The 22411-nt window shown below is 70.6% G+C and carries 27 protein-coding genes and 1 riboswitch; of the genes, 15 read left to right on the forward strand and 12 right to left on the reverse strand.

Annotated features, from left to right (window positions below):
• Positions 1-651 (forward strand): TetR family transcriptional regulator, encoded by a 651-nt coding sequence (locus OG524_RS04430; protein ID WP_361896169.1) that lies wholly within the window; start codon positions 1-3, stop codon positions 649-651.
• Positions 652-746: 95 nt separating this feature from the next.
• Here the strand turns inward: OG524_RS04430 and def are convergent, their stop codons facing one another.
• Positions 747-1292, reverse strand: coding sequence for a peptide deformylase (gene def / locus OG524_RS04435; protein ID WP_405392253.1), 546 nt, complete (start codon positions 1290-1292; stop codon positions 747-749).
• Between the two features lie 113 nt (positions 1293-1405).
• Here def and OG524_RS04440 point away from each other — a divergent pair, with 113 nt between their 5' ends.
• The 8 genes from OG524_RS04440 to OG524_RS04475 all read left to right on the forward strand — a co-directional run bounded on the left by OG524_RS04440 (position 1406) and on the right by OG524_RS04475 (position 8334).
• Entirely contained in the window at positions 1406-2644 is a 1239-nt protein-coding gene (locus OG524_RS04440) for a MurT ligase domain-containing protein (protein WP_405392252.1), read from the forward strand.
• Positions 2645-2678: 34 nt separating this feature from the next.
• On the forward strand, positions 2679-3407 hold the full coding sequence (locus OG524_RS04445) for a type 1 glutamine amidotransferase (RefSeq protein WP_405392251.1): 729 nt from the start codon (positions 2679-2681) through the stop codon (positions 3405-3407).
• A 203-nt stretch (positions 3408-3610) separates the two neighbouring features.
• Positions 3611-4636 carry a 6-phosphofructokinase gene (locus OG524_RS04450; RefSeq protein WP_405392250.1) on the forward strand — a complete coding sequence of 342 codons (1026 nt, stop codon included), beginning with the start codon at positions 3611-3613 and terminating at the stop codon, positions 4634-4636.
• A gap of 111 nt (positions 4637-4747) precedes the next feature.
• Complete coding sequence (locus OG524_RS04455) at positions 4748-5698, forward strand: cytochrome c oxidase assembly protein (protein ID WP_405809156.1); 951 nt, start codon at positions 4748-4750, stop codon at positions 5696-5698.
• 66 nt (positions 5699-5764) lie between these two features.
• Positions 5765-5923, forward strand: a complete 159-nt coding sequence (locus tag OG524_RS04460; RefSeq protein WP_405392248.1) for a hypothetical protein — start codon at positions 5765-5767, stop codon at positions 5921-5923.
• Positions 5924-6173: 250 nt separating this feature from the next.
• Complete coding sequence (locus OG524_RS04465; RefSeq protein WP_405809158.1) at positions 6174-6362, forward strand: hypothetical protein; 189 nt, start codon at positions 6174-6176, stop codon at positions 6360-6362.
• A 143-nt stretch (positions 6363-6505) separates the two neighbouring features.
• Positions 6506-7219: a lysophospholipid acyltransferase family protein gene (locus tag OG524_RS04470; RefSeq protein WP_405392246.1), complete on the forward strand. Its 714-nt coding sequence runs from the start codon at positions 6506-6508 to the stop codon at positions 7217-7219.
• Between the two features lie 65 nt (positions 7220-7284).
• Positions 7285-8334, forward strand: a complete 1050-nt coding sequence (locus OG524_RS04475) for an NAD-dependent epimerase/dehydratase family protein (protein ID WP_405809160.1) — start codon at positions 7285-7287, stop codon at positions 8332-8334.
• A gap of 98 nt (positions 8335-8432) precedes the next feature.
• Here the strand turns inward: OG524_RS04475 and OG524_RS04480 are convergent, their stop codons facing one another.
• From OG524_RS04480 to OG524_RS04515, 8 genes are all read right to left on the reverse strand, one after another.
• Positions 8433-10010 carry an alpha/beta hydrolase gene (locus tag OG524_RS04480; protein ID WP_405392244.1) on the reverse strand — a complete coding sequence of 526 codons (1578 nt, stop codon included), beginning with the start codon at positions 10008-10010 and terminating at the stop codon, positions 8433-8435.
• Positions 10011-10162: 152 nt separating this feature from the next.
• A complete protein-coding gene (locus OG524_RS04485; RefSeq protein ID WP_405392243.1) occupies positions 10163-10948 on the reverse strand; it encodes an urease accessory protein UreD in 786 nt (261 codons plus the stop codon).
• Entirely contained in the window at positions 10945-11622 is a 678-nt protein-coding gene (gene ureG, locus OG524_RS04490) for an urease accessory protein UreG (protein ID WP_405392242.1), read from the reverse strand. Before ureG ends, OG524_RS04485 begins: the two co-directional genes overlap by 4 nt.
• Before the next feature lie 38 nt (positions 11623-11660).
• Positions 11661-12326 carry an urease accessory protein UreF gene (locus OG524_RS04495; protein WP_405392241.1) on the reverse strand — a complete coding sequence of 222 codons (666 nt, stop codon included), beginning with the start codon at positions 12324-12326 and terminating at the stop codon, positions 11661-11663.
• Positions 12327-12385: 59 nt separating this feature from the next.
• The gene (locus OG524_RS04500) at positions 12386-14107 is read right to left on the reverse strand and encodes an urease subunit alpha (RefSeq protein WP_405392240.1); all 1722 of its coding nucleotides are present in this window, start codon (positions 14105-14107) and stop codon (positions 12386-12388) included.
• Positions 14100-14411 (reverse strand): urease subunit beta, encoded by a 312-nt coding sequence (locus tag OG524_RS04505; RefSeq protein ID WP_405392239.1) that lies wholly within the window; start codon positions 14409-14411, stop codon positions 14100-14102. The genes OG524_RS04500 and OG524_RS04505 overlap by 8 nt, the downstream gene beginning before the upstream one ends.
• Before the next feature lie 12 nt (positions 14412-14423).
• Positions 14424-14726 (reverse strand): urease subunit gamma, encoded by a 303-nt coding sequence (locus OG524_RS04510; protein WP_405392238.1) that lies wholly within the window; start codon positions 14724-14726, stop codon positions 14424-14426.
• A gap of 137 nt (positions 14727-14863) precedes the next feature.
• Positions 14864-15484 (reverse strand): TetR/AcrR family transcriptional regulator, encoded by a 621-nt coding sequence (locus OG524_RS04515; RefSeq protein ID WP_405392237.1) that lies wholly within the window; start codon positions 15482-15484, stop codon positions 14864-14866.
• 144 nt (positions 15485-15628) lie between these two features.
• Here OG524_RS04515 and OG524_RS04520 point away from each other — a divergent pair, with 144 nt between their 5' ends.
• Positions 15629-16624, forward strand: coding sequence for an ABC transporter permease (locus tag OG524_RS04520; protein WP_405809164.1), 996 nt, complete (start codon positions 15629-15631; stop codon positions 16622-16624).
• A gap of 180 nt (positions 16625-16804) precedes the next feature.
• On the opposite strand, the gene OG524_RS04525 is transcribed toward OG524_RS04520, so the two are convergent.
• Positions 16805-17095: a type II toxin-antitoxin system Phd/YefM family antitoxin gene (locus OG524_RS04525; protein WP_405809166.1), complete on the reverse strand. Its 291-nt coding sequence runs from the start codon at positions 17093-17095 to the stop codon at positions 16805-16807.
• Positions 17096-17172: 77 nt separating this feature from the next.
• On the opposite strand from OG524_RS04525, the gene OG524_RS04530 reads away from it, so the two are divergent.
• From OG524_RS04530 to OG524_RS04545, 4 genes are all read left to right on the forward strand, one after another.
• Positions 17173-17778 carry an ATP-dependent Clp protease proteolytic subunit gene (locus OG524_RS04530; RefSeq protein ID WP_405809167.1) on the forward strand — a complete coding sequence of 202 codons (606 nt, stop codon included), beginning with the start codon at positions 17173-17175 and terminating at the stop codon, positions 17776-17778.
• A 25-nt stretch (positions 17779-17803) separates the two neighbouring features.
• Positions 17804-18112, forward strand: a complete 309-nt coding sequence (locus OG524_RS04535) for a hypothetical protein (protein WP_405392233.1) — start codon at positions 17804-17806, stop codon at positions 18110-18112.
• Positions 18113-18476: 364 nt separating this feature from the next.
• A riboswitch (cyclic di-AMP (ydaO/yuaA leader) is annotated at positions 18477-18649 on the forward strand.
• 3 nt (positions 18650-18652) lie between these two features.
• Complete coding sequence (locus tag OG524_RS04540) at positions 18653-19123, forward strand: C40 family peptidase (RefSeq protein ID WP_405392232.1); 471 nt, start codon at positions 18653-18655, stop codon at positions 19121-19123.
• Between the two features lie 202 nt (positions 19124-19325).
• Positions 19326-19694 (forward strand): VOC family protein, encoded by a 369-nt coding sequence (locus OG524_RS04545; protein WP_405392231.1) that lies wholly within the window; start codon positions 19326-19328, stop codon positions 19692-19694.
• 392 nt (positions 19695-20086) lie between these two features.
• Here OG524_RS04545 and OG524_RS04550 read toward each other — a convergent pair whose 3' ends face one another.
• On the reverse strand, positions 20087-20728 hold the full coding sequence (locus OG524_RS04550; RefSeq protein WP_405809169.1) for a LysE family translocator: 642 nt from the start codon (positions 20726-20728) through the stop codon (positions 20087-20089).
• A 72-nt stretch (positions 20729-20800) separates the two neighbouring features.
• Here OG524_RS04550 and OG524_RS04555 point away from each other — a divergent pair, with 72 nt between their 5' ends.
• Positions 20801-21718, forward strand: coding sequence for a LysR family transcriptional regulator (locus OG524_RS04555; RefSeq protein WP_405809171.1), 918 nt, complete (start codon positions 20801-20803; stop codon positions 21716-21718).
• A gap of 63 nt (positions 21719-21781) precedes the next feature.
• On the opposite strand, the gene OG524_RS04560 is transcribed toward OG524_RS04555, so the two are convergent.
• Positions 21782-22213, reverse strand: a complete 432-nt coding sequence (locus tag OG524_RS04560; protein WP_405392228.1) for an ATP-binding protein — start codon at positions 22211-22213, stop codon at positions 21782-21784.
• Positions 22214-22411 lie beyond the last annotated feature (198 nt).

Consider the following 22411-nt stretch of genomic DNA (forward strand, 5'->3'; position numbering starts at 1 on the left):
ATGGAGACCACACGAGGGGCCGAGCGACAGCGGACGGCGGCCGAGCGCCGCCGCCGGGAGCTGCTGGAGGCCGCGGACCGCGTGGTTCTCCGGGACGGCCCGCAGGCGTCGATGAACGCGATCGCCGCGGAGGCCGGAATCACCAAACCCATCCTCTACCGTCACTTCGGCGACAAGGGCGGCCTCTACCGCGCCCTCGCCAAGCGCCACACCGACGCTCTGCTGAGCGCCCTGCGCGCCGCGCTCGATGCCCCGTCGGAGCGCCGCGAGCGGGTCGAGGCGACCCTGGACACCTATCTCGCGGCGATCGAGGCCCGTCCGCAGGTCTACCGCTTCCTGATGCACCCGTCCGACGACGCGGCACCCTCCCCCGAGCAGGGCTTCGACGTCGGCCGGCACTCCGCCCCGTTGCTGCGCAGGCTCGGTGAGGAGCTCGGCAAGGTGATCTCCGAACGGGTCGACCTCGGACCCGACAGCGAACAGATGGCCCGGATCTGGGGCCACGGCATCGTCGGCATGATGCACGCCGCCGGCGACTGGTGGCTGGGCGACCGCCCCTGCTCACGCGAGCAGTTGGTACGCAGCCTCGCCGACCTGCTCTGGGGCAGGCTGGCCGAGGCGGGCGACCTGCCGGGCGGCCCCGGGTTCTGAACCGCCATCCGTACGACGGGGCCGGTCCGCGCACGACGGGACCAGTCCGTACGACGGGACCAGTCCGTACGACGGGACCGGTCCGTACGACGGGATCAGTCCGTACGCCCCCACGGCGCCCGCCGGGCCGCGCGCAGGACCCTGGTGCGGCGCAGGCCGGTCAGCCGGTCCGTGTAGACCCGGCCGTCGAGGTGGTCGCACTCGTGCTGCAGACAGCGGGCGAACCAGCCGGTGCCGGTGACGCGCACCGGTTCGCCCATGACGGTGCGGCCCTCGACCACCGCGTGGTCGAAGCGCGGGGTGCCCGCTTCCAGGCCGGGAAGTGAGAGGCACCCCTCCGGTCCGCGTACGGTAATCCCGTCCGCCTCGACGAGTACCGGATTGACGAGATGGCCGAGATGCCTGACCTCCTCGTCGTCCGGGCAGTCGTAGACGAACACCTTGAGCGGAACCCCGATCTGGTTGGCGGCCAGACCCACACCCTGCGCCGCGTACATCGTGGCGAAGAGGTCCTCGACCAGTCTCGCGAGCGAGGGCCCGAAGTCGGTGACGTCCTCGCAGGGACTGTGGAGCACCGGGTCGCCGAGCAGACTCATGGCGCGGACGAGTCCGGAACTGCCGGGGATCGGGCGGTTTCGCATGGGGAGAAGGGTACGTTCCAGGTGACCTCCACGTTCCGCCCGGTGCCGACGTGCGGTTGCGGTGCCGGACATCGATAGGCTGGGCGCGGACTATGCAAGGAGGATCTAGGACGATGGCAGGCAACACGGAGCCGTTGTCGCCGCGGGCCAAGCTCGCCGTGACGGCGGGCAAAGCCGCGGCGGCGGTGTCGCGCGCTGCGGGGCGCGGCAGCGGATCGGTGATCGGCGGCCGGGTGGCGCTCAAGCTCGACCCCGACCTGCTGGGGCGGCTGGCGCAGCACTTGGACGTGATCCTCGTGTCCGCGACGAACGGCAAGACGACCACCACCAGACTGATCGCCGAGGCCCTGCGGGCCGCCGGTCCGGTCGTGTCGAACGCGCTCGGCGCCAACATGCCCGCGGGGATCACCTCCGCGCTGGCCGGCGGCTCGGACGCGAAGTACGGCGTGATCGAGGTCGACGAGAAGTACCTCGCCGGCGTCGCACGCGACACGACGCCGAAGGTGATCGCGCTGCTCAACCTCTCCCGCGACCAGCTGGACCGCGCGGCGGAGACCCGGATGCTGGCCGAGAAGTGGCGTGAGGGCCTCTCCGGCTCGAAGGCCGTGATCGTGGCCAACGCGGACGACCCGCTGATCGTCTGGGCGGCGTCCTCCTCCCCCAACGTGGTGTGGGTGGCCGCGGGACAGGCGTGGAAGGACGACGCCTGGTCCTGCCCGTCCTGCGGCGGTGTGATGCAGCGCCCCGGCGACGACTGGTTCTGCGGCGAGTGCGGTTTCCGCCGCCCCGCCCCCAGCTGGGCGCTCAACGGCGACTACGTGCTGGACCCGCACGGTTCCGCGTGGCCGATCCACCTCCAGCTGCCGGGCCGCGCCAACAAGGCGAACGCCACCAGCTCGGCCGCCGTCGCCGCGGTGTTCGGCGTGCCGCCCCAGGTCGCCCTGGAGCGCATGTACCAGGTGCAGGCCGTGGCGGGCCGCTACGACGTCGTCACCTTCCTCGGCCGTGAGCTGCGGCTGCTGCTGGCGAAGAACCCGGCGGGCTGGCTCGAGACGTTCTCCCTGATCGATCCGCCGCCCACTCCGGTGATCCTCTCCGTGAACGCCCGCGGCGCGGACGGCACGGACACCTCGTGGCTCTGGGACGTCGACTACACCCAGCTCTACGGCCACCCGATCTTCGTGCTCGGTGACCGCAAGCTGGACCTCGCGGTCCGCCTGGAGGTCGCCGGGCTCGACTTCCGTGTCTGCGAGACCCTGGACGAGGCCGTCCAGATGTCTCCGCCCGGCCGCATCGAGGTCATCGCCAACTACACCGCCTTCCAGGATCTGCGCCGTCGTGTCGGCAACTGACCCCGGCGCGGGCCACCCCCGGAGAGGACGAAGCATGAGCAACAACGGCCTGCGGCTGGTGTGGGTCTACCCGGACCTCCTCAGCACCTACGGCGATCAGGGCAACGCCCTGGTGGTGGAGCGCCGGGCGCGGCAGCGCGGTCTGGACGTGTCGCGCGTCGACGTGCGCAGCGACCAGCCCATCCCGACCTCGGGCGACATCTACCTGATCGGCGGGGGCGAGGACCGGCCGCAGCGGCTGGCGGCGGAGCGGCTGCGCCGCGACGGCGGGCTGAGCCGGGCCGCTTCCAACGGCGCGATCATCTTCTCGGTCTGCGCGGGCTACCAGATCCTCGGCCACGAGTTCATCAACGACCTCGGCGAGCGCGAGCCGGGCCTCGGGCTGCTCGACGTGATCTCCACGCGGGGCGAGGGTGCCCGGTGCGTCGGTGACGTGCTCGGGGACATCGATCCCAACCTGGGGCTGCCGCCGCTGACCGGATTCGAGAACCACCAGGGCATCACCCACCTCGGCCCGACGGCCAGGCCGTTCGCGCGCACCCGGATCGGGCGGGGCAACGGCACGGGTGACGGCACCGAGGGTGCGTACAACGACACGGTCTTCGGTACGTACATGCACGGTCCGGTGCTGGCACGCAATCCGCTGATCGCGGACCACCTGCTGAAGCTGGCCCTCGATGTGAACGCGCTGCCGCCGTGCGACGACCGCTGGTACGAGGCGCTGCGCGCCGAGCGGATCGCCTCGGCGACGCAGCCCGCCTGACGTCCTCCGGCCGGCACGGCCTTCCGTGCGGACACGCCCTCCTGACGGGCCGTCCGTGATCGTGAGGTGTTGTGTACGGCCGGTGGACGTCCAGCAGTCGGACAGCGGGTTCGGTCCCGCCACCTTGCGCCGGTAGGGTGGCGGGGATCCAACCGGACGACGTGGTCCGGTCGTCGGCCCACGTTGCAAAGGTTTCCCGGGCAATGCGAATTGGTGTGCTCACCTCCGGCGGCGACTGCCCCGGCCTCAACGCCGTCATCCGTTCCGTCGTGCACCGCGCGGTGGTCGACCACGGTGACGAGGTCATCGGCTTCCACGACGGTTGGCGGGGCCTCCTCGAGTGCGACTACCGCAAGCTCGACCTCGACGCGGTGGCCGGCATCCTCGCCCGGGGCGGCACGATCCTCGGTTCGTCCCGGGTCCAGCCCGCGCATCTGCGTGACGGTGTGGAGCGAGCCAGGGGCCATGTCGCCGATCTCGGTCTGGACGCGATCATCCCGATCGGCGGTGAAGGCACGCTGAAGGCTGCCAATCTGCTGTCCGAGGCGGGGCTGCCCATCGTCGGTGTGCCCAAGACCATCGACAACGACATCGCCTCCACCGACGTGACCTTCGGGTTCGACACGGCCGTGGGCGTCGCGACGGAGGCCCTCGACCGGCTGAAGACCACGGCCGAGTCGCACCAGCGGGTGCTGATCGTCGAGGTCATGGGCCGGCACACCGGCTGGATCGCCCTGCACTCGGGCATGGCCGCGGGCGCGCACGCGATCGTCGTCCCCGAGCGGCCCTTCGACATCGACGAGCTGACCGCGCTCGTCGGCCGGCGTTTCTCGGACGGCAAGAAGTTCGCGATCGTCGTCGTCGCGGAGGGCGCCAAGCCGCGCGAGGGCTCGATGGACTTCAACCAGGGCACCAAGGACGTCTACGGCCACGAGCGGTTCGCCGGAGTGGCGACGCAGCTCTCGGGCGAGCTGGAGCAGCGCCTCGGCAAGGAGGCCCGCCCGGTGATCCTGGGGCACGTCCAGCGCGGCGGCACACCGACCGCGTACGACCGTGTCCTGGCCACCCGCTTCGGCTGGCACGCGGTGGAGGCCGCCCACCGCGGTGAGTTCGGCATGATGACGGCCCTGCGCGGCACGGACATCACGATGGTTCCGCTGGCGGCGGCCGTGGAGACCCTGAAGACGGTCCCGGCGGAGCGCTACGCCGAGGCCCAGTGCGTGCTCTGATCCGTACGGCGTACTCCGGACTGCCCCCGGCCGCAACCGCGGCCGGGGGCAGTTCTACTCTGGACGGGACAACCGGCACGAAACGGGGACGTCCCCAGCGGGAGTGAACAGATGGATCACAGCGGGCACGGCATGAACATGGATCTGCCGCCGTTCACGCTGGGACGTGGGCTCGAATTCTCCGCGGACCCGTTCTTCCTGACCGGCTGCATCGCGGCGCTCGTCCTGTACGGATACGCGGTGCTGCGACTGCGCAGGCGGGGTGACAGCTGGCCTGCCAACCGGATCACGTTCTTCGTCGCCGGTGTGCTGTCCATCGCCCTGGTGATGTGCACCGGACTCAACGACTACGGCATGGTCATGTTCAGCGTCCACATGGTGCAGCACATGGTGATCAGCATGCTGTCGCCGATCCTGCTGCTGCTGGGTGCGCCCGTGACGCTGGCGCTGCGGGCGCTGCCGGTGGCGGGACGTGGCCGCACCGGCCCGCGCGAGGTGCTGCTCATGCTCCTCCACAGCCGCTACATGAAGATCATCACGCATCCCGTGTTCACGATCCCGCTCTTCATCGCGAGCCTCTACGCGCTCTACTTCACCCCTCTGTTCGACTTCCTGATGGGCTCGACGCTCGGCCATCTCGCGATGATGCTGCACTTCCTGGCGGTCGGCCTGGTGTTCTTCTGGCCGATCATGGGAGTGGACCCGGGGCCGCACCGGCCGGGCTACGTGATGCGGATGCTGGAGCTCTTCGCGGGCATGCCGTTCCACGCGTTCTTCGGCATCGCGCTGATGATGGCGAGCCAGCCGATGGTGGAGACGTACACGAATCCCCCGGCCTCGCTCGGGATCGACGCCTTGAGTGACCAGTCCGCCGCGGGCGGTATCGCCTGGGCGTTCAGCGAGATCCCCTCCGTGCTGGTCCTGATCGCGCTGGTCTTCCAGTGGTACCGCTCCGAGCAGCGGACGGCCAAGCGTGCCGACCGGGCCGCGGACCGTGACGGTGACAAGGAGCTGAACGCGTACAACGCCTATCTCGCCTCTTTGCAGGCGCGCGGACAGTAGCGCCCGGCACACCTCTGGGGTGACCATGGCCTCAACGGCCGTGCGGCCGGTGAGGAGCGTGCGCCCATGCCCGGATCCACGAAGACCATGGGAGTGCTGACCGTCGCGACGCTGGTCGCGGTGACCGCGTACACGGTGGCGTTGGGGAGCAACGGCTGGCTCTGGTTCGGCTGGGTGGTCCTGGGACTGGCCACCCTGGGGATGCTGGCCACCCGGGACACCTGAGGGCAGGGCGCCGGGCGGACGGCCGTGTCGCACAGGCTGCCGGTGGGATCTCGCGGGTGTACCGCGGCGGAGGAGCGGTGTCGGTACTTCCGCGTGAGGTGGAGGACTTCGTGGCGGCGGCCTCGCTGCTGACGGTCGGGGCGCTCGGTCTCGTGCGCGGGGCGGCCGCTTCGGCCATGGCGGCCGGTATCCGTGACGCGTCCGACGCCCCACCCTGTCGGCGGCGCACTTCAGCGCCCTCGACAGGTGTGTGCGTGACGCCTTCCGGGACCGGGGCGAACTGCGGGCCGACCGGCCGGGAGGTTTGCGCGCCGCGATCGCGCACACCACCCTCGCCGCTGAGGCCATCTGGAAACGGGACCGGATCGACGCCGAGCGGTATCGCGCCCTCGTAGGTCCGTTCAGGGACGTCGGCATCGGGGTACCCGACCGGGAGTGAATGTCCGGCCGGCCCGGAAGAGCGCGCCCGTTCGGACCGGGCGGCGGGCGCGGTCGGCACACGCGGAGATCGGCGATGTGCGAGGTTGTGTCACGTGACCTGGTGGAACGCGGTCACCGGCCGATCCGGAGTGGGGAGAGATCGTGTTCTATTACGTCCTGAAATATGTCGTGCTCGGACCGCTGCTGAGGCTGGTGTTCCGGCCCCGTATCGAAGGACTGGAGAACATTCCCGACGACGGCGCCGCCATCGTGGCGGGGAACCATCTGTCGTTCTCCGACCATTTCCTGATGCCCGCGATCATCAAGCGGCGCATCACGTTCCTCGCGAAGGCCGAGTACTTCACCGGCCCCGGCATCAAGGGCAGGCTGACCGCTGCCTTCTTCCACAGCGCCGGGCAGATTCCGGTGGACCGGTCGGGCAAGGACGCCGGGCAGGCGGCGATCCGCGAAGGGCTGGGGGTGCTCAGCAAGGGTGAGCTGCTGGGGATCTACCCGGAGGGAACCCGATCGCACGACGGGCGCCTGTACAAGGGCAAGGTCGGGGTCGCTGTGATGGCGATCAAGGCAGGGGTCCCGGTCGTTCCGTGCGCGATGGTCGGCACGTTCGAGATCCAGCCGCCCGGGAAGGTCGTGCCCCGGATCAAGCGGGTCACGATCCGTTTCGGCGAGCCGCTGGACTTCTCCCGTTACGCGGGTCTGGAGGACCAGAAGACGGCGATCCGGGCGGTGACCGACGAGATCATGTACGCCGTGCTCGGCCTCTCCGGACAGGAGTACGTCGACGAGTACGCGGCCAAGGTGAAGGCGGCGGCACAGGCCGAGCAGCCCAGGAAGTTCCCCCGGCGCCGGCGCTGAGGGCGGAATCTGCTCCTGGCAGACAGTGCTGGCCCGACGGTGGCGGGGCGCCTAGCGTTTCCCGTATGAGCAGAGGACGAGCGTTCGTACTGGGCGCCACGGGACAGATCGGCCGGGTCGCGGTGCGGGCTCTGGCCGAGGACGGCTGGATTGTGACGGCGGCGTCGCGCGGGGGCGGCCGGGCCGACGACTGGGCGGCCGATGTCCGCTGTGTGGCGCTCGACCGTGAGGTGGAGGGTGCGACGGCCGCGGCGCTCGGCGACGGCTGTGACGTCCTGGTCGACATGGTGGCGTTCGACGGGGCCCACGCCCGGCAGCTGACGGGACTGGCCGGCCGGATCGGCTCGGCCGTCGTGATATCCAGCGGCGCGGTGTACGAGGACGACGAGGGGCGGGGCTTCGACACGCAGGAGGAGCCGGGTGGTGCTCCGCGCTATCCGCTGCCGATCCCCGAATCGCAGCGCACCGTCGCGCCCGGGGACACGACGTACGCCACGCGGAAGATCCGGCTGGAGCGGGAGCTGCTCGCGGCCGGTGACGTGCTGCCGGTGACGCTGCTGCGGGCGGGGGCGATCCACGGGCCCCACTGCCGCACGCCGCGCGAGCTGTACTTCGTGAAACGGCTGCTGGACGGACGCGCGCGCCGGGTGCTCGCGTACGACGGGAAGTCCCGCTTCCATCCCGTCCATGTCTCCAACCTCGCGGAGCTGATACGGCTCGCCGCCCTGCGGCCGGCTTCACGGGTGCTGAATGCGGGGGACCCGCAGGCACCGACGGTCGCCGAGATCGGCGTGGCCGTCGACGGCGTGCTCGGCCGGACGACCGAGACGGTTCTGGTCGCGGGCGCCCCTCCCGGGGGAGGCGTCGGAGAGACACCGTGGACCGTCGCTCATCCCATCGTCTACGACATGACGGCTGCGGGTCGGGAGCTCGGCTACGAGCCGGTGACGGGCTATGCGGAGTCACTTCCGGAGACCGTCGAGTGGCTCGCCTCCCGGTTGCACGGGCGGGAGTGGACGGAGGCTTTCCCGAAGATGGCGCGGAACTACGGCGACGGCCTCTTCGACTACGCGGCGGAGGACGCCTGGCTGGATCTGTACGGCCGTACGGTCTGAGGCCGATGGGACGGGCGGCCGGCCGGGTGGTTTCCCGGCAGGCCGCCCTTTCACCCGGACCGGGTGGTGCCTGCGGCTTCGGCGCTACGGGAGCGGCGCTACGGCTTCGGCGCGGCGTGCGGTGCGCACGTCACGTCGCGGGGGTCGGTCTTCCCGGTGAGCAGGTAGGCGTCAACCCGCTCGTTGACGCAGGGATTGACCAGGCCGGTGACACCGTGGGAGCCGGCGCCCTTCTCGGTGATGAGACGGGAGCCCTTGAACCGCTTGTGCAGCTCGACGGCGCCCTCGTAGGGAGTGGCGGCGTCACGCGTGGACTGCACGATCAGCACCGGAGGCAGGCCCTTGCCGGTCCTGACGTCCAGCGGGGTCTGCTGCTCGGCCGACCATGTCGCACAGGGCAGGTTCATCCAGGCGTTGGCCCAGGTCATGAACGGGTGCTCCTGGTGCAGCCGGGTGTTGTCGCGGTCCCACTTCTTCCAGCTGGTGGGCCACTTGGCGTCGGCGCACTCGACCGCCGTGTACACGGCGTTGCCGTTCTCCGAACGGGCATTGCCCGCGGTGTCCGACAGGTCGGGAGCAGCGGCGTCGATCAGCGCCTGGGTGTCGCCTGCCAGGTAGTCGCTCCAGATCCGGGCGGTGGGTGCCCAGGCGGAGTCGTAGTACGGCGCGCCCTGGAAGAATCCGATGAGTTCGGCCGGGCCGAGGACCCCACCGATCGGGCTCTTCTTGGCCGCCGCGCGCAGGGTCAGCCACGCCTGCTCGACCTTCTGGGGTGTGTCGCCGATGTGGTAGACGGCGTCGTTCTCGGCGACCCACGCCTTCCAGTCGTCCCAGCGGGTCTGGAAGGCGATGTCCTGGTTGAGGTTGGCCTCGTACCAGATGTTGTCCTTCGCGGGGTTGACCACGCTGTCGACCACCATGCGGCGCACGTGGGTCGGGAAGAGTGTGCCGTAGACCGCGCCCAGGTAGGTGCCGTAGGAGACACCCAGGAAGTTGAGCTTCTTCTCACCGAGTGCGGCGCGGATGACGTCCAGGTCGCGTGCGGTGTTGGGCGTGGTCATGTGCGGCAGCATGTCGCCGCTGCGCTCGGCGCAGCCGTCCGCGTATTCGGCGGCCAGCTTGCGCTGCGCGCGCTTGTCGGCCTCGCTGTCGGGCACCGGGTCGGCCTTCGGGGCCTTCACGAACTCCTGCGGGTCGATGCAGGAGATGGGCGCCGAGTGGCCGACGCCGCGCGGGTCGAAGCCGACGAAGTCGTAGGCCTTGGCGGTGTTCGCCCAGAGCGGGTTCTTCGTGACGATGCGCTTCGGGAACGCCATGCCCGAACCGCCGGGGCCGCCGGGGTTGTAGAGCAGGGCGCCCTGGCGCTCAGCCTTCGTGCCGGTGCTGACGTGCCGGTCGACGGCGAGTTCGATCTGCTTGCCGTGGGGCTTGGCGTAGTCGAGGGGTACGGTCACCCATCCGCACTGGATAGGTGCGGCGATCGCCCAGTCGGCCGGACAGTCCGTCCAGTCGATGCCCGTCTTCGCCGCCTTCGCGGCGGCGATCTGGACGCCACGCGCCTCGCTGCCACCGTGGTGACGGCCGTCGGCACTGGCGGCGGGCGCGGCTATCGCGCCCGCTATGAGCGTGCCCGCGATCAGAGTGCCGGCCGAACCGAGCACTGCTGTGCGTCTCAAGTGGAACCTCCCCCTGTGTGTGGCGCCGCCGTGGCGGCGCACGAGTTCCTGCGTCCAGCGGATCCTTTCGTCTGTGAGGTGACTGAGAACAGGGCGTACGCGTGTTTCTTTACCGAACCCATAACCGGTGAGTACTGTCCCGCTGAGCGGACTCAGGCTTCGCGAGCTGTCCTCGGCCCGTCCAACAACCCTTCCAGCGCCTCGTCCAGCACGCCGCGCAGGAGCCGGGCGTCCGGGGCCAGCGCCGTCACCAGAACGGCCGGTCCGGCCAGCGGTGTGAGCACGGCGGTGGGGCCGAGCACCCGGGGCGCGGGCGGGTCGGCCTCGAACGCGGGGTCGACGACGAGCAGTTGCCCGACGGCCCGGTTGCCGCCCAGGACCGCGGCACCGTCCCAGCCGCCGGGGGCCCCGGGTCCGTACGCCAGCTGCTGGTCGAGCAGCGGACGGCCGGCCCGGCGGACGGTCAGTCGGGTGGTGAGGCTGCCGGTGTCCTCGCCGTGCCGGCCCAGGATCTGTTCCTCGCGCAGCACCAGCCGTGCGGTGGCTGCGAGTTCGACCCGGGTGGACTGGTCGAGCTCGCTGCCGCACGCGGAGACGAGCTGCTCGGGAAGCCAGCGGAGCTCCGCGCCCTCCCCCACGCTCAGGCGCAGGTCGTACGAGGCGCGGCCCGCGTCAGGTCCCGCGCCGGGGAGCGCCACGGTGGCGGCGGCGGAGTCCACGGCGAGCAGCGCGCCGTCCTCGGCCCGGGCCTCGATGGCGAGCCGGTCGCCGCCGAGGGGTGCGCTCATCGCGCCGACCACGGTGACCCGGGCGTATCCGGGCCTCTGCGATCTCGTGCGGCGCAGGGCGAGCGGTCCTTCGCTCTCCAGCACGGGGAGGGCGGTGCCGCCACGGCCGTCGGGGACTGCTGTCATCCGCGCGGTGGCCTTGACGCTCATGCGGACCAGGCGGCGAGCTGCGCCCGCACCCAGTCGGCGACGGGCGCGACCCCCTCGGCGGAGGTGAGGGAGGTGAACACGACGGGGAGATCGCCGCGTTGCTCGGCGGCGTCGCGGGCCATCCGGTCCAGATCGGAGCCGACGTACGGGGCGAGGTCGGTCTTGTTGATGACGAGGAGGTCGGCGGTGGTGACTCCCGGGCCGCCCTTGCGCGGGATGTCGTCGCCGCCGGCGACGTCGATGACGAAGACCTGTGCGTCGACGAGGCCCTTGGAGAAGGTGGCCGTGAGGTTGTCGCCGCCGGACTCGACCAGGATGAGGTCGAGGGGCCCAACGGAGTCCTCCAAGTCCTCGACCGCCTCCAGGTTGGCCGAGATGTCGTCGCGGATGGCGGTGTGCGGACAGGCACCGGTCTCGACGGCCTGGATGCGTTCCGGCGGCAGGACGGCGTTGCGGAGGAGGAAGGCGGCGTCCTCGCGGGTGTAGATGTCGTTGGTGACGACGGCGATGGACAGCCGGTCGCGCAGGGTGCGGCACAGGGCGGCGACGGTGGCGGTCTTCCCCGAGCCGACCGGTCCGCCGAGGCCGATGCGCAGGGCGCGACGGGTGCCGTCGGGACGTGCGGCGTCGGCGCTGACGGCTGCGGGACCGTGGTGCGCGTGGTCGAGGTGCATGGGTGCGGCTCCTGGTGGTGGCGGCGTGGGGGCGGGGTTCAGGAAGCGAACAGGCGGACCGGCCAGGCCGCGTGTGCTTCGGCGGTGATGTCGAGCAACGGGGCGGAGGCGGCTGGCAGTGCGTCGATGCCGTCCCGTGCGGCCGCTGCGGCCTGTTCGGCGACCTGGTCGAGCGCGGGTGCGAGGCGGGCGAGGACGGCGGTGGCCTCGAAGGGGTCGAGGGAGAGCAGCCGGACGACCGCGGTGGCCGGACCGCTCACCGCTTCGTAGGCGACGCAGTGTGCGGCGTCCTCCGGGTCCAGGCCGGCGGCGCGTGCGGTGAGGCCGAGTACGACGGGCTGGTGGGCGCCGCGCGGCCGGGCTGCGGCGAGCGCGGCCAGTTCGGCGCTGGGCCAGGTGGCCCGTGCCGCCCGCATGAGCTGGCGGCCCAGTTTGCGCCCGACGGCGCGCAGCGCGGGTGACGGGGTGCGGGCGTCGGCGGCCTCGTCGAGCGCGAGCGGGTCGAGACCGTGGGCCGCCGCGGCGGCGAGGGCGGCTGAGGTGAGTCCGGTGGTGTGAAGTCTGCCCAGGCAGAAGCCGGCCAGGTCCTGGGCGTTGCGGATGTGTCCCGCCTTGACGGCCGGCTCGGCCCCGCCGGAGTGGGCGTGGCCACCGGCGGGGAACCGGCCGTCGGCGAGGACGAGCAGGGCGGCGCGCGTGGTCATGGGTGCAGTCCTGCCCTCGGTGAACTCGGTGAACTCGGTGGGATGGTGGGAGCGAGCGGTCAGAAGAGGAAGTAGCGCTGGGCCATGGGCAGTTCCGCGGCCGGCGCGGGTTCGACCCGCTCACCGTCGATGGTGACGTCGAAGCTGTCGGGATCGACCCGGACGCGGGGCAGGGCGTCGTTCTCCCGCATGTCCGCCTTGGTCACTCCGCGCGTGCTGGTGATCGGCACGAACCGCTTCCCGAGCCCCAGCCGTTCCGGCAGCCCGTCCTCGATGGCCGCCCCGGACACGAAGTTGAGGGAGTTGGCCGCGGGGGCCCGGCCCACGGCGCCGAACATCGGTCGGGGCATGACCGGTTGGGGGGTGGGGATCGAGGCGTTGGCGTCGCCCATCTGCGCGTACGCGATCTGGCCGCCCTTGATCACGGTCTGCGGCTTGACGCCGAAGAAGGCCGGGTCCCACAGCACGAGGTCGGCGAGCTTCCCGGTCTCGACCGAGCCGATCTCACGGTCGAGCCCCTGGGCGACCGCCGGGTTGATGGTGTATTTGGCGACATAGCGACGCGCTCGGTGGTTGTCGGCCGGACCGTCGCCCGGCAGGGAGCCCCGTCGCCGCTTCATCACATGGGCGGTCTGCCAGGTGCGCAGGACAACTTCACCGATGCGCCCCATCGCCTGGGAGTCCGAGGAGATGATCGAGATGGCGCCCAGGTCGTGCAGGATGTCCTCGGCCGCGATGGTCGAGGGCCGGATCCGGGACTCGGCGAAAGCGAGGTCCTCCGGCACCGCGGGGTTGAGGTGGTGACAGACCATCAGCATGTCGAGGTGTTCCTCGATGGTGTTGACGGTGTGCGGCCGGGTCGGATTGGTGGAGCTGGGAAGAACATAGGGCTCGGAGACCACGCTGATGATGTCGGGGGCGTGCCCACCGCCCGCACCTTCGGTGTGGTACGCGTGGATGGAACGCCCGGCGATGGCGGCCAGCGTGTCGGCGACGAATCCGGCCTCGTTGAGTGTGTCCGTGTGGATGGCCAGTTGTGCGCCGGTCTCCTCGCAGACTCCGAGGCAGGCGTCGATGACGGCGGGGGTGGCACCCCAGTCCTCATGGATCTTGAATCCCAGCGCCCCGGCCCGCAGTTGGGAGTGCATGGCCTCGCGGGACATCGTGTTGCCCTTGCCGAGCAGGCCTATGTTGACGGGGTAGGCCTCCAGCGCCTCGAACATCCGGGCAAGGTGCCAGGGTCCCGGGGTGATGGTGGTGGCCTTGGTGCCCTCGGCCGGCCCCGTGCCGCCGCCGACGAGCGTGGTGATACCCGCCGAGAGCGCCTGGTCGACCAGGGTCGGCGAGATGAAGTGGACATGCGCGTCGATGGCGCCCGCGGTGATGAACTTGCCGTTGCCCGCGATGATCTCGGTCTCGGGCCCGATGACCAGGTCGGGGTGGACGCCGTCCATCGTGTCCGGGTTCCCGGCCTTGCCGATGCCGGTGATCCGGCCGTCGCGGATGCCTATGTCGGCCTTGACCACGCCCCAGTGGTCGATGATGACGGCGCCGGTGACCACGGTGTCGGGTGCGCCCTCGGCGCGGGTGGTGCGCGCCTGCCCCATCGACTCGCGGATCACCTTCCCGCCGCCGAACACGGCCTCGTCACCGGCCCTCCCGGGACCGCCGCAGCGGTCCTCCTCGATCTGGACGACGAGATCGGTGTCGGCGAGCCGGATGCGGTCGCCGGTGGTGGGCCCGAACAGGTCGGCGTACACGGGGCGGCTGAGCTCAGGCATCGAGGGGACCTCCGGTGTCGCCGCGCAGTCCGGGGACGATGCGCAGGCCTGCGAGCGGGACGAGTTCGACGTCGACGGGGATGCCGGGTTCGAAGCGCACCGCGGTCCCTGCGGCGATGTTCAGCCGCAGCCCGTGCGCGGCCCGGCGGTCGAAGTCCAAACCGGGGTTGGCCTCGGCGAAGTGGTAGTGCGAGCCGACCTGGACGGGCCGGTCCGCCGCGTTGAGGACGGTGAGACGGGTGACAGGGCGCCCCTCGTTGAGCGGCACCGGGCCGTCCGCGTACAGGATCTCTCCGGGGATCATCGGCCGCCCCCGTCAGACGATCGGGTCGTGGACGGTGACGAGCTTGGTGCCGTCCGGGAAGGTGGCCTCGACCTGGACGTCGTGGATCATCTCAGGGATGCCGTCCATGACGTCCGCGCGGGTGAGCACCTTCCTGCCGGAGGCCATGAGTTCGGCGACGGTCCGGCCGTCGCGCGCGCCTTCCAGGAGGTGCGCGGTGATCAGGGCGATCGCTTCGGGATGATTCAGCCGCAGCCCGCGCGCCCTGCGCCTCTCGGCGACGTCGGCCGCCACGTGGATGAGCAGGCGTTCCTGTTCGTGCGGAGTCAGTTGCACGCTTCCACCTCTTCGTCTTCCGCCCGGTACCGGCCCCGGGCACAGCGGGACCCTATCCGCCTTCAACAGTCTGTTGAATGACGAACGGGGCTCCGCGGCCAGGTATTGCACGTTAGGGCGGAAGTTTTTCCGGCGCGTTAACTGATCTTCTGCGGATCCATGGACATCAGCCCGCGCAGCCCGTTCTCCAGCACCTCGGGCTCGGCCCCACCGAACAGCGCTTCCTGCACCATGAATCCCTGGGCAGTGGCGATCATCGTGCGGGCGACGTCGTCGGCGGGCACATCGGCACGCATGAGGCCAGTCGCACGGTAGGCCTCCACCAGCTTCGCCCAGGCGGCACGCATGCCCGTGAAGCCGTCCTCGAGGGTCTTCGCCAACTGGTCGTTGCGCAGGGTCTCGGCCCACACCTGGACGATGAGCGCGGCACACGCGCGGCGCTCCATCCCGTACACCTGCCCGGTGATCACGCGGCGCAGCACCCTGCCGAGCAGCACGTCGGGAGTGGGCGGCGGGGTGAGGTCGGCCGCCTCCTCGAACGCCTGCCGGATGCCACGGAAGGCCTCTTCGGCGATGGCCGCGATCAGGTCCTCCTTGCCCGCGAAGTAGCGATAGACGGCCCCCGCCGACAGCCCGACCTCCTTCAGCACGTCCTGCATCGAGGTGCCGTGGAAGCCGTTGCCTGCGAAACAGCGCGCGGCCCCGGCGAGGATCTGCCGGCGGCGGGCGTCGAGGTGCTCCTGGGATACGCGTGCCATGGCCCAAATCTAAAACGAACGTTCCTTCTTGACAAGCGACACGCCCCGGCAGGACAGTGGGCTCCGTAAAACGAACGATCCTTCTCTATAAATAGCTCCTGAACGACCCACGAACAGCCCCCTCTTCGAATCGAGGCGCTCGCCATGCCGTCTGCACCGAACCACCGTGCGGTGGCGGTCATCCTGCTCGTCCCCTTGATGGTGACGCTCGCCCTCTGGGCCTTCTCGTGGCCCGCCGCACGGATCGCGCCGCGCAACCTGCCCGTGGGCGTCGCCGGTTCCGCGCCCGCGGCCGATCAGCTGCACACGCAGCTCGAACGGCATGAGAGGGCATTCGAGATCCACCGCTACGACGACGCGGCCGCCGCACGCGCCGCGATCGAGGACCGGGTCGTATACGGCGCGGTCGTGGCCACCGACGAGGGGCCTCAGCTGCTCACCGCGTCGGCGGCGAGCCCCGTCGTCTCCCAGCTGTTGACCGGGGCGGTCACGGGCGCGGCGCCCGCCGGGACCGCCGTACCGGTCACCGATGTCGTGGCGGCGCCGGCCGCGGACCCCCGCGGCAGTGCGCTCGGGGCGAGCATCCTGCCACTGGCGCTCGCAGGAGTCGCCTCCGGGGCGATCGTGACCGTGATGAAGCTGCGCGGCGCCCGGGCAGCGGTGACCCTGGCCGCCACAGGGGTGCTGGTGGGCATCGCGGCGACCGCGGTCGCCCACAGCTGGCTCGGCGTGATCACGGGCGACTGGTGGGCCGAGGCCGGCGTCATGGGGCTGACCGTGCTGGCGATCGGCTCGGCCGTGGCCGGGCTCGCCGCCCTGATCGGCACGCCGGGCATCGGCCTGGGTGCGCTACTGATGGTGCTGCTGGGCAATCCGTTCTCCGGCGTCACGAGTGCGCCCGAACTGCTCCCTGAGCCGGTCGGCATGATCGGGCAGTGGCTGCCGCCCGGCGCGGGCGGTTCACTGCTGCGGTCGGTGGCGTTCTTCGACGGCAGCGCCGCGGGCGGTGCCGCGTCGGTCCTGGTGGCCTGGGCGGCGCTCGGCCTGGTCGCGGTCCTGATCGGCGGGCGCAGGCGCCCGGCGCGGACCGGTGGCGCCGAACCCTCCGCGCACAGACCCGATCCGGTCCCGGTGGGCTGAGCGGCTCCGCACCGGAACAGGCCGTGCATCCCCCGTCACGTCGGGCGGGGGACGCACGGCTTTCCGCTGCGCCGGCCTCGTCGTCATCTGCCCGGGGCCGGCGCGCCCCGTACCGGTCCACGACCTCCCCAGGAACCGGTCGTGTGGCCCTCCGACCGACCGGCCGTGACGGCCGGTCGGTCAGTCGCCGGACCAGTCGTGATGCCCCCGGTGCTCCGCGGCGATGCCGACGCTGCGCCGTTCGCCCGGAGCGGACGTCGCCGAGCCGGTCGATGAGACCGAACGGATCACCTGCTCCTCGACCGCCTCCACCTCATCGCTCTCAAGTCTCTGCAGGTCAGCGGCGGATACCAGCGCCACGAGCGGCTTGCCGTGGCGGGTCACGACCACGCGTTCACCGCCGTAGACGACGCGGTTGATCAGCTCGGCGAGCTCTGCTCGGGCTTGCGTCACCGGAATCTCGTAGGCCATGGCCCCATCATAACCTCCTGTACGTCCTGTACATTTTTTACATCCTGATCAGCCTTGGTCCAAGGAGAGGCATCGCCATGTTCCGTCCCGACGCCCGCTACGTACTGCCCGAGTTCACCGAGCGCACCGCCTACGGGACCCGGACCCTGGATCCGTACTCGAAGCTGCTGTCCGAGCGGATCGTCTTCCTGGGGACGCCCGTCGACGACACCGCGGCCACCGACCTGATCGCCCAGTTCATGTACCTGGAGCACGCCGAGCCCGACCGGCCGCTCGCCCTCTACATCAACTCGCCCGGCGGCTCGTTCGACGCCATGACGGCGATCTACGACACCATGCAGTACCTCACCTGCGAGGTGGAGACCTTCTGCCTCGGCCAGGCGGGATCCAGTGCCGCCGTGCTGCTCGCGGCCGGTGCGCCCGGACGCCGACATGCCCTGCCCGGTGCCCGGGTAGTCATTCAGCAGCCCGCCCTGGACGAACCGGTGCGGGGCCAGCTCTCCGATCTCGAGATCGAGGCACGCGAGTTGGTACGGGTGCGCGAGACGCTCACCGCCATGCTGGCCCGTCACACGGGGCGTTCCGCACAGGACATCGGTGCCGACATCGAGCGGGACACCATCCTCGACGCACCGGCCGCCCTGGCGTACGGACTCGTGGACCACGTCATGGAAAACCGCTAGCCGTACCCCGCGAGGTGAATCCCCGATGCACTCACCCCAGTTCCCGCCGCTCCCCGCACTGACCCGTGCCGAGGCCGAGTTCATCGACTGCTACCTGGAAGTGCTCGACCAGGTGGGCCGGATCAATCCGGCCCGTGGCAGCGACACGTACGGGGCACTGCGGGCCGCGCAGGCGCTGGCCTCCCGGGCCGCGGCCCTCCGTGACGCGCTCGCGCTCATGCACGAGCGGGGCGAGGCGCAGATCCACGCGGCCACGCTGGCACGGGCGCTGCGGCTGCTGGACGGGGAGCGGCGCGCCGGGCGGGTCACCATGCCCCCCGAGCCGACGAGTTGACCGGCGTTCCGCCCGACTCCCCCGCGCCGCCGGCCTTTCGGCGCCCGTTCACGACACGCCCGACAGGCCGATCGAATTTTCTCGCTCGTTCGGCGTAGGCGGTCCCCCGCACGAGGGACAGCTCAACTTGCGCAATGCGCACGGACGCTGAACGGAATATGTTGTTCCGCCGCTGGTACGAGGCTGGTCGGCCGACGACGCCGAGGTCCCGGATCCACCCCGTCCACCCGAATGGATCAGTCGTGACGACTCTCACATAACGCCATTTCAGTGCGGAAATCCGGCAGTGCGTGAGTAAAGATCCCTGGGACGACAAGCCCCCGCCACCGCGGCGGGGCGGTCCGGGCGGACGCCGAGTCCTGCCGCTGTCCGGATGCCTGGTCGACAGAAGTGGATCGGCAGGAGTGGAGGACCCGAGCACAACGGGCCGACCGGACACCCGGGCGGTCCTCGGGGTGAAGCCGCCGTGTGCGGCCGGGCAACTTCGCCAGCCCGAACCCGACAGGTCATCCTTCACAGGCGGCTGACGAAGGGTTGCGCATGACTGCGCAGGTTCATGTCCCGTCTCTGTTCGCCCGAGCCGGAACGGCCTCGGTTCTCACCATCGCTCTGGGCACCACCATGCTCACCCCCGGCCTCGTCGACGAAGCCGAGGCCGCGACCCATTCGACGAAGGCGCTCAAGATCGCCGCTTCGAAGAAGGGGTCGCCCTACGGTTACGGAGCCACAGGTCCCCACCGGTTCGACTGCTCGGGCCTCACGCTCTACTCGTTCAAGAAGGCGGGCAGGAAACTCCCCCGCACGGCCCAGCAGCAGTACAACAAGACCCGCCACCTCACCAGGTCGCAGCGGCAACGCGGCGACCTCGTCTTCTTCCACGCGGGCCGCAGTGTCTACCACGTGGGTATCTACGCCGGCGGTGGGAAGATCTGGCACTCGCCGAAGACCGGGGCCGTGGTCCGGCTGGAGAAGATCTGGTCGAAGAGCGTCTGGTACGGGAGGGTCCGCTGACGGTCGCAGCCACTCGGATCAGTGAGCCTCCGCCAACTTGAAACAGCGGGTCAAGAGGGCTGATGTGATCGGTTCTCGGGGTGCTTACGCTGGTCTCAGGCGGCAGTCTGGGGCGCAGATCGTCCGGCAGGGCGGCCTGCCGATGAATTCACCGTCCGCGAACGGTCTACCCAACGACACGACCGTTCTCGATAGGAGTGCCATGTCCACCATCCAGCCAGTGATCCTGACTGCCGACCAGGACGTCCTGCTCGGCTTCTACACGAATTTGTTCGGCGCCGAGGAGATCTTCCGGGTACCGGAGGAAGGGGCGGCCTTCTACCGCGGCTTGCGCATCGGCGACACCGACCTCGGGCTGGTGGCCAAGACGGACCTGGGGACCGGGGCAGCACCGCGGATGCTGCTCAGCATCGGTGTCGACGACGTCGACGAGACGCTCGGCCGCGTGGAGGCTCTGGGCGGCTCAGTCCGCAGCGGCCCCAACAACATGCCGTGGGGACAGCGCGTTGCCCACATTCAGGACCCCGACGGCAACCCGGTGAACCTGACCCAGCCGATCCCGGCCCAGTGACACTGTTCCAGGTGCTCGTGCTGGTCGTGGGCTGCTCCCAGTAGAGATCGTTTGCCGGTGGTGGCCTCGATGCTGGGCGAACAGCGCTGCTCGGGGGTGCCGCCTGAGGAGTAGATCGTCCGACGGAGCCGGACGGTTCGTTGATTCCTGCTCGCTGGGGCCGGGCGGCCTTCTACGATCCGGTACACGGATCCCGAGCTGCTGGAACGGATCACCGCGCGGCGGGCGGAGCTGGACGAGCTCGAGAAACAAATGGCCAAGCAGCTGACGGAGGTGCGAGCCGAGCGGGATGAACTCGCCGTCGCCGAACGTGTCCTTGAGCGGATGAGCGAACAGCTCGCCGACGAACGCGCCTCGGCCGCGCTGACCTGCCGATTCAGGTTGGCGGAGGCTCAGTGCAGCAGGGGCCCGCCCACCAGTACGAGCCCCAGTGCGGTGAGTGCCGCGCCGCTGCCGCCCTCGATTGCGCGGGCGGTACGCGGCCGGCGCAGCCACCGGCCGAGACGGTCCACCAGCAGGGCCACGGCCGGGAACCAGACGAGCGCCAGAAGTACGACCACCGAGGCCAGCAGCACGGTCCTCGGGAGGGGTGGCTGCCCGTCGGGGACGAACTGGGGCAGCAGGCTCAGGAAGAGGACGGGCGCCTTGGGATTCAGGGCGTTGGTGAGGAAACCCTGGCGCAGCGAGCGTCCGGGGCTCATCGGCGCCCTGTAGCCGGCCTCGTCCGGGTCCTGGGCCCGCTCCCCCGCCGCACGCCGTATCGCGTACAGGGCGCTGAGCCCCAGGTAGAGCACATAGGCACCACCGATCAACTGCACGGTGCGCAAGAGCACGGGCATCGTCACGAGCACCGCGGAGAGTCCGGCGACGGCCAGCGCGGTGTGCACCAACAGGCCCGCGGCGACGCCGACCGCCGTGGCGACCCCCGATCCGCGCGAGGCGAGCGCGTTGCGTACGACCACGGTGAAGTCGGCGCCGGGCAGCGCGACCATCCCGGCGGCCACGGCGATGAAGGCGAGCAGTTGTGCGTCCATGAGTACACCCTGACCCGGCCGGCCCTTTAGCGTGTACTTGCAATCTTCTGGGTCCACCAAAAGGAACGCTTAATGTACGACCCGACACGCCTGGCCGCGCTGGTGGCGGTGGCCGAGGCCGGATCGATCACACGGGCCGCCGCGCGGCTCGGCTACACCGCCCCCGCACTCTCCCAGCAGCTGGCCAAGCTGGAGCGGGAGGCCGGTGCGGCGCTGCTGGTGCGCCACCATCGCGGGGCACAGCTGACGGCGGCCGGGGAACTGCTGGCGGGCCGGGCCAGGCGGGTGCTGGACGAGATGGACCAGGCGCGGCACGAGCTCGCCCGGCTCGCGGGGCTGTCGGGAGGACGGCTGCGCGTCGGTACGTTCACGACGGCCGGGATCCATCTGCTGCCCCCCGTGCTCAGCGCCTTCCGGCGCGCGCACCCCGATGTGGAGCTGACCGTCACCGACTACGAGCCGCCCTTCGGGGTCGCCGCCGTGGCCGCCGGCGATGTGGATCTGGCGCTGACCCATGCGTACGAGCCCGCTGCCGCCGATCCGCTGCCGGCCGGGGTGGCTGCGGATCCGCTGCTCGTGGAGGAGCTGGTGCTGGTCACCGCGGTCGGCCATGTGCTGTCCGAGGGCAGCGGCCCGCTGCCCGTGGCCGAGCTGGCGGGCCGCCCGCTGATCAGCAGCGCACCCGCCCATCCGCCTCGCCGCGGGGTGGAACGTGCGCTGGCCGAGGCGGGGGCGGCTCCCGCCGTGGTGTGCGAATCCCCCGGCTACGCGCTGGTGTGCGCGCTGGTCAGCGCCGGGCTCGGGGTCGCGGTGGTGCCGGAGATGGTCGCGTCGATGTCCTCCACCCCACTCGCCGTACGCCGGCTGGAACCCGTGGCGTTCCGGCGGACGATCTCCGTGGTGCACCGGGGAGACCGGAACACCGCTGCGGCGACCACTCTGAGGGCCTTGCTCCGGAGCGGTTTCGGCCGGGCGACGGGTACGCAGTGACCGCCGACGCGTGCCCGGTGCCGGGCATCGGATCCGCACGGGGCATCAGGCCCGCACCGGACGTCAGCTCTGCGCGGGTACGGACCAGGGAAGGGCGATCGACACGGTCTTGCCGCCGTCCGGGGTGGGGCTGACACTGAGCCGCCCGCCGCACTCCTTGGCCAGGGCCCGGATGATCACCATGCCGCGGCCGTTGTCCTGCTGCACCGCAGCGGGCAGCCGCTGGGGCCAGCGCGGGTGACTGTCCGTCACGCCGAGGTGGAGCTCCACGTCCCGGTCGAGGCGGAGATCCACCGTGAAGGTGGGTGACTGCCCGAAGGTGTGCAGGACGGCGTTGGTGGCGAGTTCCGAGACGATCAGCCGGATGGCGTCGGCGGCTTCGGTGTCGTCGGGCAGGCCCCATTCGGTAAGAACCCTGGCCACGTGTCTCCGGGCCGCGGACACCGAGACCGGATCGCTCGGCAGAGTGACGGTTGCTTCCTGATGGTCCGCCATGGCGACGCCGTCCCTTCCCGCCCGGACCGACCCGCGATCGGCCTGGATTGTGCTTCGCGTCAGACTGCCACTGATGCTGCCCTCTGTAACGGCGATCCGCCAAGATATGCATATATCTGTCGCTCAATGCGGTGAACTCTGCCCCGTAAGCCCCATACGGACGCAACACTGGCCCTTTTCCGAGCCGTCCCGGTACGG

Origin of the sequence: Streptomyces sp. NBC_01520, from assembly GCF_045040375.1 — a bacterium.
Lineage (GTDB): Bacteria > Actinomycetota > Actinomycetes > Streptomycetales > Streptomycetaceae > Streptomyces.